At 62.9% G+C, this 15062-nt stretch carries 7 protein-coding genes; all 7 read right to left on the bottom strand.

Translation table 11 applies throughout. The features are described from left to right. Entirely contained in the window at positions 1–2838 is a 2838-nt protein-coding gene (locus NKH90_RS11180) for a leucine-rich repeat domain-containing protein (RefSeq protein ID WP_352819369.1), read from the bottom strand. A 65-nt stretch (positions 2839–2903) separates the two neighbouring features. Further along, on the bottom strand, positions 2904–5021 hold the full coding sequence (locus NKH90_RS11185) for an RICIN domain-containing protein (RefSeq protein ID WP_352819371.1): 2118 nt from the start codon (positions 5019–5021) through the stop codon (positions 2904–2906). Between the two features lie 19 nt (positions 5022–5040). Then, positions 5041–7086: a hypothetical protein gene (locus NKH90_RS11190; RefSeq protein ID WP_352819373.1), complete on the bottom strand. Its 2046-nt coding sequence runs from the start codon at positions 7084–7086 to the stop codon at positions 5041–5043. Next, complete coding sequence (locus NKH90_RS11195; protein ID WP_352819375.1) at positions 7083–8423, bottom strand: hypothetical protein; 1341 nt, start codon at positions 8421–8423, stop codon at positions 7083–7085. The genes NKH90_RS11190 and NKH90_RS11195 overlap by 4 nt, the downstream gene beginning before the upstream one ends. Then, positions 8420–12268 carry a hypothetical protein gene (locus tag NKH90_RS11200; RefSeq protein ID WP_352819377.1) on the bottom strand — a complete coding sequence of 1283 codons (3849 nt, stop codon included), beginning with the start codon at positions 12266–12268 and terminating at the stop codon, positions 8420–8422. Before NKH90_RS11200 ends, NKH90_RS11195 begins: the two co-directional genes overlap by 4 nt. After that, complete coding sequence (locus NKH90_RS11205) at positions 12265–13593, bottom strand: hypothetical protein (RefSeq protein WP_352819379.1); 1329 nt, start codon at positions 13591–13593, stop codon at positions 12265–12267. The genes NKH90_RS11200 and NKH90_RS11205 overlap by 4 nt, the downstream gene beginning before the upstream one ends. Continuing rightward, positions 13590–14720, bottom strand: a complete 1131-nt coding sequence (locus NKH90_RS11210) for a hypothetical protein (protein ID WP_352819381.1) — start codon at positions 14718–14720, stop codon at positions 13590–13592. The genes NKH90_RS11205 and NKH90_RS11210 overlap by 4 nt, the downstream gene beginning before the upstream one ends. Positions 14721–15062: the final 342 nt, after the last annotated feature.

A 15062-nucleotide genomic window follows, 5' to 3' on the forward strand; every position in this document is an offset into this window, starting at 1 on the left:
CTACTGATGAATTTGCGGACCCACGATGATGAGCTGTAAGCAGTTCGGGCGCGGACAGATGACCGAGGGCTGGACGGCGATCGCGTCGTGCAGGTGAATGTTTCCATCGAAGATGCGCCACGGCTCACGGTTGCAGGCTTCGGCGACTTGAGGGAGGAGCGGCTGCGGGAAGGAGCAGATCGGATTGTTGCCCAGATAGGTCTTTCCGATCACCGGATGGACGCTAGCGAAGTTCTCGATCCGATTGCCTCTCAGATCGACGACTGACAGCGCCGGAAGCGAGCCGAGCGGCAGCGCATCGAAGACCCGGTTGTTGCGCAGATCGATATCCGACAACGCCGGCATGTTCGATAGATTGCCGACATTGGTGATCTGGTTGTCGTTCAGGTAGATGTATTTGAGCCCGCTCGATCCGAAGCGCGGGATCGCGGATAGCCGGTTGGTGGCGAGGTTCAGTTTCTGAAGTCCTGTCAGCGAAGCGATCGGCGACGCGTCGGTGATCACATTGTCGAAGAGGTTAAGTTCGCCCAGCGCCCGGAAATGGACCACGGGGTTGACGGCGATGATCGATTTCTTGTTCAGAGTCAGGCTGGTCAGTGACTGCGCCCAGTTCTGCGCTGCACTGCAATCTGCGCTGTCGACGTGGTCGGCCTGCATGCGGCTGTCGAGCGCCGCCATGAAGCCGCGGGCGTCGCCGAGCGCAATAGAATCGAACCGGTAGACGATGCAGTATTCAGCGAAGCTGGCGTATTGCAGCGGCAGATTGCGCATGCCGGCATCCTCGAGCAGCGGCAGGTCCGCCAACGGCGTCACGGATTGTACGTGTGTGTTCGAGAAATAGAGCTTTGTCAGCTTGTTGAGCATCCCGATGCCGATCAGGTTCGACAGGGGATTGCCGTCGATGTTCAGTTGTTCGAGGCGGCGCAGCTGGAGGATGCCCTGGATCGAGGGGATCTGGTTGTTGCGGATCCAAAGCTTCGTCAGCCCCGGTACCGCCGACAGCGCCGAGACGTCGGACAATTGGTTGTCGGACAGGTCGATGGAGGTCAGATTTCCCATCACTGGGAAGAGCGAGACGCTGGTCAACCCGCGGTTCTTCGCATCGGCGAACTGGCGCGAACTGAGATCGTCATAGGCTCTGCCGCAAACAGTCTTGCCCGAGATCGATAGCAGCGCGTTCACTTCCGCGGTTTGCGCGGGCGTTAGAAAGTCGGTCTGGTTCCGCATCATGCATGCCGACAGGAAGTCGCTCGCCTGCACGGGATTGTCGGAAAGATCGAGACTGATCAGGCCCGACAGCGCTGCCAGCGGTCTGACATTGGCGATCGAATTCTTCGACAGGTTGAGTGTGCCGAGATTGGTCAGGCCGGCAAGCGGCGAGACGTCCGTGATGGCATTGTTGGACAGGTTGAGCGAGGTGAGTTGCGGTAAGGTGGCGAGCGGACGCAGGTCGCTGACGATCTTCGACGACAGATCGAGTGCGGTGGTCGCCAGCAGCTTGTTGCCCACCACCAAGCACGTCCCGCCACCCTCCAGTTCGACCATGGCTCGTATGGTTTGCCCAAGCGGGGTCGCCGCGTCGCGGTGCAGCACGCACAGGTCAACGAAGCTCTGCCCGCCATTCGCCACGATTGGATTGCCGCTGAGATTGATGGCCAGCGTCGAGGGGAAGCTGCCGAGATTGGCGAAGGTCTCGATCTTGTTGTTGGCGAGGTTGAGACTGGTCAGGCCGCCGAGCGCGCTGAGCGGATCGAGCATGTCGCCCGTGAGGCCATTGTTGGCGATGGACAGGATCGAGAGCGCCTGCAGGAATTGCAGCGGCTCAAGGCTGGCGATCTTGTTGTCGTCGAGTGTGAGGTTCGTCAGCAACGCGAGCGCCGACAGCGCGCGGATGTCGGTGATGTCGTTGTCGGAGACGTCGGCCCGCGTCAGCGCGGTCAGTGGCGCCAGGGCGTTGATGTTGCTGACGTGATTGCCGGAAATATCAAGAAAGGTCAGTGTCTTGAGCTTGGCCAGCGGCCCGAGTTCGGCGATCGAGTTGTTGCCGGCGATCGACAGGCTGGTGAGGTTCGTCAGCACCGCAACCGGCTCGAGTGATTGCACGCCCTTGCCGCTCAGGTTCAGCGTCGTGATCGATTCCAGGAAGGTCTGTGCGGTGGCGCAGGCGGCCGGGTTGCCGAGCGCGGAGACTCCGCCGGGCGTTGAATCGAGCACCGCCATCACGGTCGCCGTTTCAGCCGGCGTGCGGTCGCCCTTGATGCACCATTTCGCGAAGGTGGTCGGCTTGTTGACCAGCGGCGCGCCCGAGAGGCACGTGATGGTGTGGATCTTGCCGGCGAAGAACGGCGTGGGGTCGGCGTTCAGCGCCTGGTCGAGATTGAGCTTCAACTCGGTGACCAGCGGTGCGCAGGATGGAATGTAGAGCCGGTCGGAAAATGTCGTCGCGCCGAAGTCTGAGGGAAATTGCAAGTAGTAGATGAGGCCGCTGCCATTATCGTACGCGAACACCTTTATTGGGTATGTCTCGCCCGAGGGGCACAGCAGCGGATTGGCGGCCGGATCCGCGGCGACGATCGCGCTGTCGACGGCGGTCAACACCTCCGAGGGAACCGTCGCGAAGCCAAGTCCGCGGATCACTGCTTCCTCGTCCGCCTGGTCCTTGCAGCGGATGCGGTAGCCGCGCCCGTCGGAGATAAGCAACGGATAATGCAGCCGGTTCGCCTCCAGCGCCGGATCCTCGAACAGCACAACCTTCGGCTCGTCCGCGCGGGCCGGGCCGGCGGCGGCGGCCACGAGCATGACCAGAACAAGGAGCAGCGATTGGCCGATGCGGTTCATCTGGTTTCTCCTTTCGAGGCTCAGGCTGATCGATGCGGCTCAATCAGCCCGAACCAATGGCAGCGCTACATCTCGTCCGCGGTCTTGATGGTCCAAAAGCTCGACGGCTCGCGATCGCAAGTGAACTGAAGGGCCGGGATGTTGTTCAAGTTGCTAACCCCGCCGGCAATGATCAGGCACTTGCCTGTCTGGACGTTTTCCGCCTGAACTCCGTCGCGCGTCTCGACAAGGTTCCAACGGCGCGAAGGATCGCTGTCACAGTTGAACTGCAAGGCCGGGATGTTGTCTTCGGTACTGACTCCGCCGGCAATCGTCAGGCACTTGCTTGTCCGGACGTTGGCCACCTGGAAGCCATCGCCCGTCTCGACCAGCCTCCAGCGCTGCCATTGACTGCCGTCGCAGTCGAATTGCACCGTCGGTGCATTGTTGTCGGTTCGTCCTTCCGCGACCGAAAGGCACCTTTCGGTTTGCCGGTTCACCAGCAACACTTCCGGGTCGGCCGCCCGGATGCTCCAGAACCGCGACGGATCGCGGTCGCAGTTGAATTGGAGGGCAGGGACGTTGTCATCGGTGCTCACCCCGCCGGCAATGGTCAGGCATTTGCTCGTCTGCATGTTTTCAGCCTGGAAGCCGTCGCCGGTTGCGGTCAGCTTCCAGCGCCGCGACGGATCTCGGTCGCAGTCGAATTGAAGGGCCGGGATGTTGTTGTCGGTGCTGACACCGCCGGCAATCGTCAGGCATTTTCCGGTCCGCACGTTCTGTAACTGAAAACCGTCATTCGTCTCGACCAGCTTCCAGCGGCGCCACTGGTCGCCGTCGCAGTTGAACTGTACGGCCGGCGCGTTGTTGTCGAGGCGCCCCTCGGAAACTGCCAGGCATTTGCCGGTCTGCATGTTTGCCAGCACCACGTCTCCCTCCTTGATCGCCGTGATGCAGGCTTCGAAAATTTTCCCGGTGGCCGCGGTCGATTGCTCCGGTCGACTGATGCAGACCGGATTGCCGTCCAGCGAAGGCTTGAATGGCAGGATGGCGCTGACGGACTGCACCGTGGCCAGACGGTTCGCGCGCAGGTTAAGAGAGGTGAGTTCGGTAAGGCCCATCAAGGCGCGCGCATCCGTGACGCGGTTTTTCGACAGGTCGAGCGCCGTGAGCTCTTGCAGAAACCGCAACGGCGACACGTCGGCGATCTTGTTGCTGGCCAGAACCAGTCGCGTCAGCGCCCGCGCCGAGGCGAGCGGCCGCAGGTCGGCGATCTGGTTGGAACTGAGGTCGGCGTCGGCCAAATCCTTCATCACGCCAGTCACGTTGATGTTGCTGATCCTGTTTCGCGACAGATCGAGAAAGGTAAGCTTGGTCAGCTTTTCCAGATCGCGCGTGTCGGCTATTTCATTGCCGGACAAGGTCAGGCGCGTCAGATGGGTAAGTGTCGCCAGCGGCTCGAGATTTGTCAGCCGTCGCCCGGCAAGGTCGAGCGTCGTGCTCGACGCGAGAAAGTCCTGCGCGCTTGCGCACGCCGCCGGATTGCCCAACGCGGAGGCACCGCCGGGTGTCAGGTCGAGCAGCTCCTCGACCGTCGTCTGCTGGGCAGGATCAAGGTCGTTCTTGATGCACCAACTGGCAAAGGTCGTCGGCCGTCCGACAAGCGGCGGGCCCGCCAGGCATGCGATGGTATGGACCTTTCCGGCAAAGAAAGGGGTGGGGTCGGCCTCGATCGCCTGATTGAGGTTGAGCTTTAACCCTTCGACCAACGGCGCGCAGCCGGGAATGTAGAGTTGGTCGGAAAAGGATGTTGACCCGAAATCGGTCGGGAACTGCAGGTAGTAGACGAGCCCGCTGCCGCTATCATGCGCAAAGACCTTGATCGGGTAGTGCTCGTCGGATGGGCACAACAGCGGATTGGCGGCTGGGTCGGCCGCGATGACCGCATTGTCGACGGCGCTCAGCATTTGCGACGGGACGGTTACTAAGCCCAGTCCGCGGATCACTGCTTCCTCGTCCGCCTGAACACTGCAGCGAATGCGGTAGCCGCGTCCTTCGGAGATGAGCAGGGGATAGTGCAAGCGAGTGGCGTTCAGCGTCGGGTCCTCCAACAGAACGAGCTTCGGTTCCTCGGCTCGGGCCCGACCGGCGCCGATCACCGCAAGCAGCGCCAGCAGGAGCAGCGATCGGGCTATGCGGGTCATCTGGTTTCTCCTTTCCGCTCTATTCGACCAGGCTGAAGCGGCCTGGCCCGCAGGCCCGGCTGGTATTGTCGTGTGCAATGTCGTTGCCCGGCAGCAGGAAACTGGCGCTGGAGGCGCTGTCGGCGAAACTGACCGCGCAGCGGAAGCCGGACACCGTCGAGGTGGTGAAATTCGCCGACGAACCGCGCTCGAGCTGGATGGCGGAGCCGACCGTAAGGCCAGCGGCCATGGGCGCGAGCCCGTCCGAGCGACCCGCCACGACCGCGCCGCGCAGAACTAGCGGATTGGCGGCGGCGATGTCGGTGAAGGCCATCCGCATCAGGCTGTCGGAGGTGAGCACCGCGCCGAAGCGTGCGCGCACAATGCTGGAGCGGGCAGGCGCTTGGGCCGAGATCAGCAGCCGTGCCCGAACGCCTTGGATCGCCAGCATGTCTGCTTCGACCCTGAGCCCGCGCGCATAAAGGTCCGCCAGGCACAGCGACGCGCCCCGCGCGATCGGCGACAGTCCGTCCGCCACGGTGCCGATAGTCACATCGTCGAGCGCGACCGCGCCATTCTGCGCGATCACGGCGACGACCTCGTCGGTCGTTTGAGCGGCTGCCCGCGCCAGATCGATCCGCTCGAGTTCGAGCCGCGGCAATCCATCGGCGACGATGATCACGCCTGTGGCTGACAGGATGCATGACGACGTGCCGGCAGGCACTCGGTTGGCGGTGCCGACGAGCCGCGTGCGGGCAACGCCGGGGGCCGGCGCCATGTGCACGGTCTTGAACGGCAATCCCTTCAGGATTAGCGTCTGCGGCATCTGGACCGATGCGGGCAGTTCGAGCCTGAGATTCGCCCGCCCGGCGCAATCGCCCTCGGCAGAGAATTGCGCCAGCGTCAGCGTGCCGCCATCATTGATGCGGCGAAGGCACGTATCGCCGGCCGAACCCCGACAGTCGAACCCGGTACCCGGCGCCGGAGCGGCTGTCAGCGCGCGATCCGTCTCGCCCATCCAGTCGCCAATGCCGGGGGCGGAGAGGCCGAGCGCCAACGTCAGACGCGGGCAACCCGTAAATGACAGGCTTCGCCCCTCCGCGAAGATCCAATCCAGCCGCGCATTGCCGAGGGAGTCAAGCGAGGTGATGGACAGGCCGGCTGACAGCGGCGTCAGGCCGAGGTCGATACCCGGCTGCGCGAAGGTCGAGTGCTCGCGCTGATAGCCATCGCAATTCGACAGACACAGGTCGATGAAGGGCGCCGAACGAAGCGCCGCCACCGCGTCGGCGCCGAGCAGGGTTACGGCCTCGGCCTCAGCGATGCCGAAGAATGATCGCAGCTTCTTCTCCGCCGCTTCCGCTCCGGCTGCATCGGCAATGATGTCGCGCGTCGCCTTGCCGTCAAGGCGCACAATCGGCAGGTAGGAGGGCTGCGCACCTTCGCCCGGCGGCGCGTAGCGCACGACATAGATCGTGTCGCCAATGCTTTCGGCGCTGAGGAAGGTTTCAAACCGGTGCAGACTCCAGCGCGCCGCACTCGCCACCGCTACATTCGATGTGCCGCCAAGATCGGCGCGCCCGCAATCGAACACGAAGGGTGTCCCGACATCGGGCGGCGCGACGAAGCCCTGCAGTACGCCAGGGAGTTGCAACCGCTCGCGGATGGCGAGCGCTGCCTTGATCTCCGCGCAGGCGGCGGGGACGGCGAAATAACCGCGGCCCGAGACGGCGGGGAGATAGTAGTTGCCCGATGCCTCGACATCGGCCCAGATGGCGGTCGTCGCCGGCCAGTCGATATCGAAGGCCGTGCCGGGGCATGGCAAGCGCGGCTGCGCGCCGAAGCCGTTTTCGGTCTGAAGCTTGGCGAACGTTGCCTCCGAGACGATAGCGGTGTCAGGCAGGTGCAGGAGCCGCTTCGCCTGGCCGGCGCTGGCGCAGCCGGCAAGCTCCACCGCCTTGCCGTCGAAAAGCGCGACATAGACGTCCTTGTTCTGATCGGTGACGAAAGCGTCAAGCTGCGGCTCGGCGGGGGCCACCGAAGTGCTGGCGAGAAACAGGGTGAGCAATGCGGCCGCCTGTCTCATCTCAGTTCGCTCAGGCAGCTTGCCGCACGGGTGGGCTCCATATTGACTTCGGTCATCAACGGATCGAGGCCGGCCGACTGGCACAGCTCCTTGACCGAGATCGAGTGCGGCCCCTGGAAATCGACCTTGAGAGTTCCATTGCTCATCTGCCCGTTCTGGCCGATGCACAGCGGATTGTTGGCGAGCGCCGGCCGACGGCAGGTGCGGATGACGTCGGCCATTGCCCGGCGGTTGGTCAGTTCGCAGAAGTAGATGCGGCAAAGCGCGGCGACTGCGGCGCGGTTCTCGGCGTCGGCATTGATGATGCGCTTGATTTCGGTGATCAGGCCGCTCGCCTTGGCTGCGAATGCTAGGCCTTCGACGCGAGTTTTCTCGCCCGCGATCTCGCCCGACCGTTCGGTGATCTTCGGCATCAGGTTGATGTTTTCCGACGTTATGAACAGGCCGCCTTTCCAGCGGTCGAACTCGTCGAAAATCGAGGTCGCCCTCAGGATCGCTTCGCGGTAGGCGTTGTAGATCGGCCCCATCTTGGTGTCGCGCGCCGCCTCGTAAACCTGGTTTAGCGCAGCGTATTCCTTGTTCACCGCGTCGGCGCCCGCCTTGATGCCGTCGATGCCGGCGCGCGAACTCTGCACCAGACCCTCGGCACGCTTCAGCTTGCGGGAAAACATCGCCGTAATCGGGCTCTCGACGCTGGCGAAGTAGTTTTCGATCACCTTGCCGGCCGCTCCGTCGGCGAAGGCATTGATCTCGGTGTCGGACAGATTGGAGATCAGGCCGCACTGGGCGTCGAAATCGGCGCTCAAGGGCCCGGCCTGGCAAGAGCTCATCTCCGCCAGTCTCTGATCGAGCGTTCGGTTCGAAGCGAGCCCGTCGGCATACTCGAACAGCGCATGATTCCATTCGATAGCATTCAAGTCAGCCTGGCTGTGCCGCCGGTCGCGGCAGAACAGCGTCTGCTCCATCCGGCTCTGGTTGCCCGAAGCGCGGTAGGCGTCGAGGTGACGCGTCGCCTCGGCGCAGGTCGCCAGACCTGAAATCAGCCCGGCAAGCTGCTGGTGGACGGGCGGCAGTCCGCGTGTCTGCGCCTCCCGCATTAGATTGGCGGCGCGTTGGCTGTCTTCGGGACTGCGGGCCGGGCGGTGGAAGACGCAGAGGCCTTGCTCGAAGGTTTTCAGCGTGCCGTCCGGAATGGCCGGCCCCTCGCAGTTTGGAGCGTCGAGAACACGCGATTCGATCGTATAGCCGGCAAGATTGTCGACGAAGAGGTCGCGCGCGGCCGCTCCCGTCGCGCCAAGCGCCAGACCGAGCGCCCCTGTGGCGATGATCGCTCTCATGGCGCGCTCGCGAAGATGAAATAGAGGGTGAACACAGCGCCGTCGAAGGGGCAGTCGCTCGGCTGCAGCGACAGCCGGTACGAGCCGATCAGCGGCGCGCCGAGATAGGGCAGGATCAGGCTTGTGTCGTTCGACGGTCCGGGTGCGCGCGGGAACTTGCGCGCCTGGTAGCGATCCTGAACCCAGTAGCGGATGATCCGGCTGATCTCGTCGCCGCTGTCGGCCTGGTTGAAAAAGGTCTGCAAGGCGACCCGCTCCGGCCCGACCGAAATGTCGGCGCGGACCTCGTTCGACCCCTTGGTCAGCGGCTTGAACACGAAGCCGCTGCCGCGGTGTTGCAAGGCGAAGCGGTTCCACTGCGCGCCAGTGCACTGGTAGTCGGTGCCGACGAAGACATCGATCAGGGTTAGGTTCTTGCGCTCGCGGAATTTGTTGGGCGCCCATAGCGCGAAATAGCCGTTCGCTTTCATCAGCCCGTCGGTCGATGCGAAGGGCGAAACCTCGAACTCGACATTCTCGTCGAGCGCCAGCTTGCGGGCGAAACCGGAATTGGCGGGCACTACGATCTGGGCGACATCGATATTGATCTGCCGCTCGTCGAAAAAGCGCTTGGCGACAATGTCGTCGATCATTGCCTGCAGCTGGGTTGCGTTGCGCACATAGACCTCGGGCACAGTCGCGGCCTCGCCGGTGAAGGCCTGCACCACTTCAAAGCGGCGGCGCATCAGGTGCATCAGCCGGTTGGCGGTCTCAAGCACGCGCCGCTTGGTCACCAGATATTCGGGAATGCCCTTCATCAGGTCGGCTACGGTGTCCTGGCTCGCGATGAACAGATTCTTGCCCGTCGCCGGATCGTCGATTTGGGTAACGAGCTTGGTCATGTCTTCTTGCTGCTTTGTCACCTCCGCCTGAATATTGCCCTGGAACTTCAGGATGCTGTCCTGGAGCGCGCGGCTCTTGAGACCGAGATCCTTGGCCTGGTTCAGGCCCGCGACGAGTTCCTCGGTGTTGCCGCGCGACTGCGTGATGCGCTGCTCGACGAAGGCGAGTTCGGCATCGTTCAGCGCCAGCATCTTGTCCCTCTGCCTGTCGCGTAGTTCGTTGATCAGGTTGGTCGAGGCATTTGATTTCTCGGCGAGGCCGGTGACGGTTGTCTGCGCAGCGCGGACGCGCTCGATGCGGCCGTTGGTTGCCGCGACCAGTTCGGCAACACGTGCATTGTCCTCGTTGAGCTGAGCTTCCGACAAGGACAGCTTGTCGAGTTCGAGATTGAGGATCGCGATCTCGTTGGTCAGCCGGTCGATCGTACGCTGCTGATCGGTGATCTGGAAACTGAGCATGTCGTTTTCGCGCGCCTGAAGATCGAGTCCGGCAAGTATTCGTTCATGGTCGGACGTGAGCCGCGCCACCTGCTCGTCGATGCCGAGATCCTGGCTCTGGCAGTCGACCGCCGCCATCGAGCCCTGCAGTGTCAGCTCCTTGATCTCTTCGGCCCCTTGCGCCAGCCGGCCGGCGAGTTGGAAATGCGTGTCGATCAGCGCCCGGGCCTTGAGCGCCTTGTCGAGGTCGAGTTCCTCATTCGCTTGGCGCAGCTGCGTGATCCTCTGCTGCAGGCCGTTGATCTGGTTGATGTTCTCCTGCGTCACCCGCCCGGTCGCGATGATCGTCGACAAGATCGACTGTGCCGCTTCGAGCGACGCCTTGACGACCTTGGAGGTGTCGATCTTGGTCGCCGCGCCGCTGGCGAGCCCGCAGGCGCAGACGTTGACCTCGGGTATCGCCGCGGAGATCGCGTAGGCGGCCTGGATGGCGGTGAGCGTGATCTGCGCGGCCTGCGTCGTGCCGTTGAACGCAGCGAACCAGGCGATCACTTCGGTCAACTGGCCGTCGACCTGGTCGCGGGCTTCCTCAAGGTCCGCCTTTTTCTTGGCATAGGCGTCACGCTCGGCTTCATAGAGCTTCTTGGCGAAGTCGGTTTCCGTCTGTGTGAACGAGCCGCAACTGACGTTCGCCAGTTCCTGCGGCAGCGAGACGTTCGACGTGATCATCTGCTGGTCGGACATCAGCGGCTCGACGTCGGCGAAATCGGCGTCACCGATGACGCACTTCATCAGGAAAGCCCTGGCCTGGGTCTGTGTGGCCAAGAGCTGAGCCCTGAGGCCCGACTGTCCATCAGGGCCGCACATCTGGGCGACATACTGGTTGCGCGTGAAGGCCGGCGTCACTGTCTGGCACGGCTGTTCGCCCGCAAGCAGCGGGGTGAATGGATGGGCCGGCGCCTCTCCGATCAGGGCGAGCTGGTTCTCGATGCCGCAAAGCTGTTCGCGGTCGACGGCCCGGCGGCGCTGATAGAGATCGGTCTGGCGCAGTTGCAGTTCGGTGATTGCGTCGTTGGCGCGGGCGATCGCACCCTGGTTGTTGGTGATCTGGGTTTGGAGGATCTGCCGCTGGCGAACCGCCTGTTCGAGCTGGTTGGCGTTGCGCTCGGTCTGGCGGGCATATTCGGTGATCTGGCTCTCGAGCGAGGAAATCTGCAGATCGAGGTTCATCTGAGTCATTTCCCAATTCAGCAGCCAGCGCAGTTCGTTGCGCCGCTCGACTTCGGCCTCCTTGGAGAGGACGATGAGATCGAGTTCCTGCCTGTCATTGATCTGACGGCGCTGGTTCTCGAACTCGGCGATCTTGGTGCCGAGCTCGATCTCCAGCGACCTGATCTGCTGGCGATAGCCGAACGTGTCCTTCTCGGCGTCGACCGCGTTGATCTCTTGCTGGACGGTGGTGGCGAAGGTCTGCGCCTCGTGCTCCAGCTTGCCGATTTTGTGGGCGATCAGGTTGACTTCCTGGCTGCGGATCGTCCGCTCCTCATCGATCGCGCGGGTCGCTTGGCCTTCCTTGTTCGCGTACCACCGCTCAACCAGCGCCTCGACATTGCGCTCGACCTCGGTCAGTCGCTGTTCGCTTTCGGCCAGGGCCTGCTGCAGTTCTTCGAACGGGATCGTGGTGAACTGCATGGGGTCGATGTTGAGGAACAGGAAACCCTTGTGCACGCTGTCCATGCGGGCATCGAGGTCGCTGTGCTGCAGCAGCAGGTCGGCGCGCAAGTCGTCGTAGGTGGACTCGCCCGGAATATCCATCTGCGTCTCGACCAGCACCCACATTGCGGCCTCGTAATTGGTGTAGGCCTTGGAGAGGTTGGGTTGGCTGTCGAGGCCGGCGCCTCCGACAGCGCCCAACGTATCGTAGACCAGGAAGTCGAGCGCCTTGACGCGCGCCTCCGAGAGGGTCTGGTACCAGACGTCGCCGGTGTTCATAAGCAACTGGATCTTCAGCGAGGACAGCGCCGTCAACTGCCGCACGAAGCTGCGGTAACTCGCATCCGCTCCCGCCGCGGCTCCCTGGTCGTTGCCTTGTTGCCGCGCGAGAATGCGAAGACCCCTGTCGACGATCTCGATGCCTTGCCGGCCGAATTCCTGCGCCGCCTGCGGCGAAACCGGCGTATCGTTTCGGCTGACACCGCTCGCCGACGACAGGAAGGGCATGTCGGCCGCGAGGAACAGGCGGTAGCGCCCGAGTTGCAGATGGCAGTCGAAATCGCACACGATCGCCAGCCGTCCGGTCGCCTCGTCGCCGCAGGTCGTCAGGAACTGTTCGAGTTCGGTGGCGACTTCACCCATATATTTTACGTCGGCGCGGAAATTAGCGATCTTCAGCAGGGTCGTCAGCTCGCCGGCATGGCCGGCCGCCGCGTCGACGTCGAGCGCCATGCAGTCCTGCGCGCGCGCCATTCCCGCAGCGCCGAAGACGACGCCGGCAACCAGTCCGCAAAGCAGGAAAAACCGTCTCATGGCTGCCCCGTCGTCAGAAGAACCTCGGAAATCTGGCGCACGTGCCGGGCAAGTTCGGCCATCTGCGCCTTGGAAAGCGAAGGATTCTGGAACCGCCCGACCACCGCCCGGGCATGATTGATGCAGTCTTCGTAGGGCCCATTGATCTTCGCAGTCAGCGCGCCGGTGTCCAGCGTGAGGTCGAGCGTCGAATACGCGCCGGCCAGTCCTGCGCAGGAAGAAAGCTCTGACGTGATCGTCGGATCGTCGACGACATGCGCGAGGCCGGACAGAGCCGTCATCACCCCTTCGATTTGTCCGACGATCTGTGCCATCCTTGCCTTACCGTCCTCGAACTCCTTCAGCGAATCCGGCTGGTTGAGGCTGGAGAGATCGACGGCCCGCAGCGTGGCGATCGTCTCGGCTGCTTTCAGCTGGTCCTCCTTGACAAGCACCATGTTGGCCTGAGCGTTGCCGAGTACTCGCTCCAACTCCATCACCTCGGCCGACTTGATCGTCACGTCCATCTCGTTGACCAGCGACTGATATTGGGTCGAAGCGGCGTTCATCAGGTTGAGCGTGTCGTCGACCTTCGTCCTGACCGCCTTGACGATCTGTTCGCGCACCCGCGTCTCGATGAGGCCGGTCGTCTCGGCCCGCCCACGCACTGGCTTGGCCGAACAGACCAGCTTTGCCAGCGCGTCCGAGCCGAGCCGTGCACGCACCGCCCCAACGATCGGGAATAGCGGGCGCCAGGCAGCAGGCAGCGCATCCGCGCTTGCGCCCGACAAAGGTCCAGCATCGATCTCGTTCATACGCGTCAGATGCCGGCATTTCTCCTGCAAGTCGGCCCCGGAAAAGTAAAGCCGCCCGGTGATCAGGTAAGCCTCGATCGCGGCTGCGTATTGTCGCCCGACGAGGGCGGCGAGTTCTTCAGCGTTATCGGTCGAGACCGGGGCGAAGAAGCGGTAGCGGCTGAGATAGATCTCCGCCCAGGCGAGGCGGCGCATCAGCACCGAGGCGTCGTCGGCCGAAAGCGGGATGACCGGAAAGCCGACGCTGCGGCTGCCGCCCGAGGGGGCAGATGCCTCGCCGATCACCTCGCCGGCGAAGGGCAGGCCGAAATCGGGCTGCGTCGCCTCGTGACTCGGTTCGACGGCGACGGGGCCGGGGGCGAGCAAGCTGAACCGGGTCGTTTCGGGCGTCGCGTTCGAGAGCGTGGCGTTCCAGAAGCCGTCAAGTTTTTCCGATGTGTAAGCGCGCTCCAGAATCGATGCGCCGCCGGCTTCGCTGGCCAACACGCAACTGACGATGACGAATAACACGATGTCTCGGAAGCTTGTCATCGGCAGTACCACACCCTGTCGGCTGCGCCTGCCTGGGCGCAGATGCCGGTCGCAGCGCCGTGCGCCTTCCAGTCCGCCTTAATCTTGGTGAGATCATTGAATGCGCGCTGTGCCGCGTTGTCGGCATGAACCTCGGCATCCAGTCGCCAGAAGGGCTTTGCCGGATCGGTCGGGAGCAGCACCCCGATCATATTGATGTGGAAGGCGGAGACTTTGAGAAAGTCCTCAGCGCTAGCGACGGTCTTGCGATTAAGATTGGCGTATTGCTCAGGCGTTACGTTGCCGAGCGCCCGCTTGAACTCTTCCTCCGAAACTTCGACGGAGCGCAGCATCTGCGTCGTCTTCGCTGCCAACCCGTCGAGGATTGAGGTGTTGGCGACCAGCGTCGCGCCCGCACCGCTCACCGGTCCGAAGATCTCCGCGAAAATGGCGCGGATCGCCTTCAAGTGCGTGTCGGCCGACTTAATCTCGACGCGGCGCAGCGCGATGCCCGTTTCGAGGTCTGACGCCCGACTGACGAAGCCACTCAGCGCGCCTTGCAGCGTTTCGAACGAGGAACGGGCTTCCGGCGGCGGCTGCAGGAACACCGAGCGCGCATAGCGTACGGCCTCACTGCGGGCGATGTCCTCGACGGCGGCGCGTGTGAGTGCCGATTCCGGGCAACCGGTTACGCTGCCGAGGTCGGTCAGCATCTGCGCGGCATGATAGATTTGATCCATCTGTCGCACCGTGCCGAAGGAGCCGCTGGTGGTGAACTCGGTCTCGACGCCGGACAGATAGTCGGTCAGGTATTCGCGCGCGAACTTCACCATCTCGCACTGCACGCCGGCGGCACGTTCGCGAATGTGGCGGCCGTAGAATGAGGCGCCGACGAAGTATTTCTGGTCGGGCGTCGGTTCGAACCGCTCGACGAAGAGCGACTGGATAACGGTATCGTATTCACCGCACGCATAGGTGCGTTCAAGGCATGCGGGGTCGGTCTGCAGGTCGCACTGCGATAGCGCGGGGCCGCAGATTTGCTGGGCTGCAGCGGGGTCAATTCCTTCGCCGTGCACAAGAAACGCCGCGACGATGATCGCTCGATTGAAGATGTACCTCTTCAACATAACGACCAAAGGAAAATGCACAAAAGCCTCCCCCACCGTCGAAACGGCGGCCTCATTGCTCTTTACTGGCAATATGCTAGCAGGCTACTTTTGGTATTTGTTCGCTACAGCGGAAATTGGCCGCCGAAGGCGTGGCCAATTCAAATTCAGCTTCGCTTTAAAATGCACTGCTAAAGTAAGATAGAACGGTTTGTCTGTCGATACACGTGGCTTTTCGCATTCCGTTACGGAAATGCGTGCCTAAGTGTTGATGCAGTTAACGCATCGTAAAGAGTTGTCTTTTCCGCTCTCTTGGCCCCGTCCAAGGATCGTTCGGCGCCCACGGTTCGAATGCGGGAGGTCACGATCTGGCCTTGGGCCCTA

Origin of the sequence: Mesorhizobium sp. M0898 (assembly GCF_040319695.1) — a bacterium.
GTDB lineage: Bacteria > Pseudomonadota > Alphaproteobacteria > Rhizobiales > Rhizobiaceae > Mesorhizobium.

What these genes read in the sequence shown, in the direction of transcription:
- NKH90_RS11195 (WP_352819375.1), bottom strand. Translation starts at nt 8,423, where the DNA reads ATGAGAGCGATCATCGCCACAGGGGCGCTCGGTCTGGCGCTTGGCGCG.
- NKH90_RS11190 (WP_352819373.1), bottom strand. Translation starts at nt 7,086, where the DNA reads ATGAGACAGGCGGCCGCATTGCTCACCCTGTTTCTCGCCAGCACTTCG.
- NKH90_RS11185 (WP_352819371.1), bottom strand. Translation starts at nt 5,021, where the DNA reads ATGACCCGCATAGCCCGATCGCTGCTCCTGCTGGCGCTGCTTGCGGTG.
- NKH90_RS11200 (WP_352819377.1), bottom strand. Translation starts at nt 12,268, where the DNA reads ATGAGACGGTTTTTCCTGCTTTGCGGACTGGTTGCCGGCGTCGTCTTC.
- NKH90_RS11180 (WP_352819369.1), bottom strand. Translation starts at nt 2,838, where the DNA reads ATGAACCGCATCGGCCAATCGCTGCTCCTTGTTCTGGTCATGCTCGTG.
- NKH90_RS11205 (WP_352819379.1), bottom strand. Translation starts at nt 13,593, where the DNA reads ATGACAAGCTTCCGAGACATCGTGTTATTCGTCATCGTCAGTTGCGTG.